Origin of the sequence: Fulvivirga aurantia (assembly GCF_009711475.1) — a bacterium.
GTDB lineage: Bacteria > Bacteroidota > Bacteroidia > Cytophagales > Cyclobacteriaceae > Fulvivirga > Fulvivirga aurantia.
Window position 1 is genome coordinate 1 of the sequence record NZ_SMMD01000553.1, and the last position, 3940, is coordinate 3940.

The window sequence follows — 3940 nt, forward strand, 5'->3', positions numbered from 1 at the left end:
AAAAAAGATAGGCTTTGCCATTTTTTAAAATTGATTTAAGTCGCCCCATTTCTACACTATCTTTTCCCATAGAAACTATGCGTCCGCTAATACCCTCCTTCTCAAGACTTTCTGATCCTAAAATCTCAAATCTTTGCATTCTTTTTAAATTATCAATCATTTGATCAATAACTGCCTCTCTATCAATAAAAATCTCAGGGTAATCAACTGTCATCACCATTTCAATGGAGTTATTGCCAATATCCTGGTACATGAATGCTTTTACATTTGAGTTAGGAATATCAATATCTGTCGGTGCTCCAGACATCTTAACTGAAAATCCGTTTAACAAATCTTCAAAGAGAAAACCTGGCGCAGATTCAAATTCCTTCTGTAATTTTTCAGACAAACCTGTAAATGAAGCTTTCAAAGGAGTGAGGCTATATCCCCTTCTTTTTAGCATATCTATCATACCATTCTCTCCTCCTAAGTGTCCGGCCCCAACAGCACAAAATACACTTGTATTTTGCATCAAAGAATCTAAACGACCTACCATTTGCTTGTTACGGCCAATCATATCTAAAAGCACTTGCTGCCTCGAATTATATCTGGCTGCTATAGTCTCAATATCACCGCTATAATATAAGTTGACCAATGTATTAAACTCTTTGGTCATAATTTCTTTCAAAATCTTACCTTGATCAAAACCAGATAAAGAGTCTTTCTTTTCAATGTACCGCTTTACAAAGTACTCCTGGTCAAACCTTGTGTTAAAGCCTTTGCTAGCCCTAATACCATCACCAATTTTCTCAAGGCCCACCACCTCCTTTCCCAGTCTTTTTGCTGTGTAGAATAGATAGTTATCAAGATCTAGTTTTCTCTGCTCTTTGGCATTAGTAAACTTTCGATTCAATAATTGCTCTATCAGCATTGGGTTGATATTAGACAATTGGTCTATGTCAACTTGTGACTCATCCATCACTTTTTGTCTAAGAACTTGGTAATCATCATTACCTAATTGGGCCTTTAGTTCATTTTTAGAATCTTTCTTTCTATTGGCCAATGAATATTTAACATAATCGTCATTTGAAACTTCCAGTGCTAAAATATCTGCTTGCTGAAAAGCAACTAATACAGAATCACTAAAAGCAAATGCTCGCTCATCATTTATATGTATTGTACCAAACAAATAGGAAGCCTTTTTAAGCCCTTTTCGCTCGATCTTCCATAACAAATTATAGGTTTCTTCACGTTGACCATAGGCGAACCCAGTAAGCATGATAGCAAGTACTACAACCAGAAATTTCTTCATAAACATTTTATCTAAACTCAAATAAAGACCAAAAATTTATATAAATAACATATATAATAGTAAAACTGAACTACGGAGTTGCATCAGCTGAAGCATTCAAGGTAGTTTTTTTAAGGTCTTACCAAGCATTTACTACTCACCACCCCTTCCTGCCACTCAACATCTTCTCAAATCTTGCCATGGTCTATTTCAGTATATTACATACTTATTTGACTTGAAATAAACGTGGTGTGTGCTACCGTATCAGCTTTATGAAAACAGTAAAACAGATTGGCAAAATTGTATTGGGTCTTGTTATTATAGCCGGTTTATTTATTGGCTTTAAAGTAGGCTATGCCTATTATTCCTCTTATCAGGATTTAAAAAGCCTTGACAATACCGTGTTAGCCGCTGAATTAACGGCAAGTGAAATTGCACGAGGTGAAAGCTTAACTGACGGAGAAATTTTATACAAAAGACCCATAGACCTATCCACCATAGAGCCTCTGTGGAAAAAAATAGCTGACAATGATACACTCAAGGCTAATTTTAAATATTTAGATGCACTTAATTTTTTTAGCGTAGTCTACAAAAGTGATTCTTTATTGGTGAACGGTATTTTTGCTGAGCCCAAAGAAGATGGAGAATTTCCTGTGATCATTTTTAACCGTGGTGGTAATAAGAAGGTAGGTAAAGAAAGTCGCATGTCTACCCTATTTTCTTTGATACTTTCTTCTTCAGCACAGGTAGCTAAAGAGGGCTACGTAATTCTCGCACCTTGTTATAGAGAAAATGATAAATTCGGAGGTCGGGATATAAATGATGTGCTTAATTTGATCAAAACAGCTGAGTACCTGCCTAAAGCAAATGTTGCGCGTCTGGGTATGATGGGCTGGTCAAGAGGTGGTATGATGACCTATTTATCTCTCAAACGCCCCGGTTTAATCAAAACAGCTGTAGTTGTGAATGGTCCAACGGATTTACAGCCACTGCTTACCGAGAGACCCGAAATGGAAATGGTTTGTCATCAGCTGATCCCCAACTATTCAGAAAACAAGGAAGAAGAACTGCAAAAGCGCTCTGTGGTATATTGGACTGAAGAACTAGATAAAAATGCGAGCTTACTCATTCTGTGTGGAACAGAAGACGAGCAGGTAAACCCTAATCAGGCTCATAAAATTGCTGATCGATTAGCCGCAATTGAATATGATTACACCCTCAGGGAGTTTAAAACAGATCATAAGTTTACGGGTAAATCTGAAGAGCTAAGCAAACTATTAATAGACTGGTTTGACACAACGCTCTGATCCGCGACTGCTCGCAAAGCAGGGTTTGTTAATAAAATGTTATTCGCTGCACTAAACTTGTACCTCCCAACTAATAAATACAATATTGGCTTATGAAAAACACGTCTATGAGCGTCTTAAAACGCTATATCCAAAGTAGTATTATTACATCGCTGGTAATCGGTTTATGGTCTGTTGCTTGTTTTGCACAACAAAATAAAAACGTTTTAGAAACTACTATCACGATCGAAAGTAAGGCGCTGAATGAGCAGAGGGAAGTACAAATTTATTTACCTGACAGTTACTTCAGCACGTCAAAAAAATATCCTGTAATCTACATCATAGACGGCCAGCGCTATTTTTTAAATGCCGTAACCTATCAAAAGAACCTCACCTGGCAGGAAGTATCGCCTGAGTTCATAATCGTTGGTTTACCTACCGATTCACAAAAAAGGAGGCGTCTATTTTATCGCGAGTCTTCTAAGTTTATCAATTTTTTAGAAAATGAGCTCATTCCTCAAATTGATAACGAGTACCGCACACTGGATGAACGCATATATTTTGGGTGGGAAATGGCAGCCGGGTTAGGAGTTGAAATTTTATCAGACTCTCCTCATCTTTTCAAAGCCATGCTACTGGCTAGCCCTACACATATTTCAAACTCTCGCTTACAAAAAGTCGATAGTTTGCTTAATAACACCCTCGATCAAAACACGTTTATTTATGCCAGCCTCGGAACTGTAGAAAATTGGTCAATCAAGCCTATGGCTGATTTAGATTCTATCTTCCGAAAAAATAATCAAGAGCAGCTAACGTGGAATTACAACCTTTCTGCTACTGAAAATCATTACACAACACCCTTAACTACAATTAACGAAGGACTTAAATTATTCTTTGGCGACTACGCCCCCCTGCGTTTTTTCACCCTTCAGGAGTTTTATGATTTTGGTGGTCTGGAAGCTTTAAAAAGTCATTACACCAATAGAAGCAAAAGGTATCACACCCCAGAAGGAATACATAACGACACCAAACACTACCTGCTACTACAGTGTGACAAAGAAGATAATTTCGAACTCTTCAACGACCTAGTAGAAGAATTTGATGGTAAGGCATTTATTGCCAATCATTATAGACAACCTAGATGGTTTCTGCGTTATTCCCAGTTCTATGCCAGACATAATCATTTAGATGATGCACTCGATATATTAAAATTAGGTGATGATAAATTTCCTGATACTGCAACATTGAAAAATGAGATAGGCAACATCTATAAGAAATCCGGGGCAACACTGAAAGCTAAAAAATGGTATAAAGAGGCAGAGAAACATCAATGATTTTCTTGTTGATTTCATTAACTTGCACGCCAATTTGCCTTTTTATTCAA

At 37.1% G+C, this 3940-nt stretch carries 3 protein-coding genes; 2 read left to right on the forward strand and 1 reads right to left on the reverse strand.

The window, feature by feature from the left end:
* The coding region (locus E1176_RS04495; RefSeq protein WP_185152624.1) for a TraB/GumN family protein at positions 1–1291 on the reverse strand (1291 nt) is incomplete at its 3' end.
* Between the two features lie 251 nt (positions 1292–1542).
* Between E1176_RS04495 and E1176_RS04500 the strand changes: the two genes are divergently transcribed.
* Together E1176_RS04500 and E1176_RS04505 are read left to right on the forward strand one after the other, a co-directional pair.
* Entirely contained in the window at positions 1543–2577 is a 1035-nt protein-coding gene (locus E1176_RS04500; RefSeq protein WP_155209377.1) for an alpha/beta hydrolase family protein, read from the forward strand.
* A 107-nt stretch (positions 2578–2684) separates the two neighbouring features.
* The gene (locus tag E1176_RS04505; protein WP_185152625.1) at positions 2685–3890 is read left to right on the forward strand and encodes an alpha/beta hydrolase; all 1206 of its coding nucleotides are present in this window, start codon (positions 2685–2687) and stop codon (positions 3888–3890) included.
* The last annotated feature ends 50 nt before the right edge of the window (positions 3891–3940 follow it).

Coding starts and splice junctions, on each gene's coding strand:
- E1176_RS04500 (WP_155209377.1), top strand. CDS start 1,543: ATGAAAACAGTAAAACAGATTGGCAAAATTGTATTGGGTCTTGTTATT.
- E1176_RS04505 (WP_185152625.1), top strand. CDS start 2,685: ATGAGCGTCTTAAAACGCTATATCCAAAGTAGTATTATTACATCGCTG.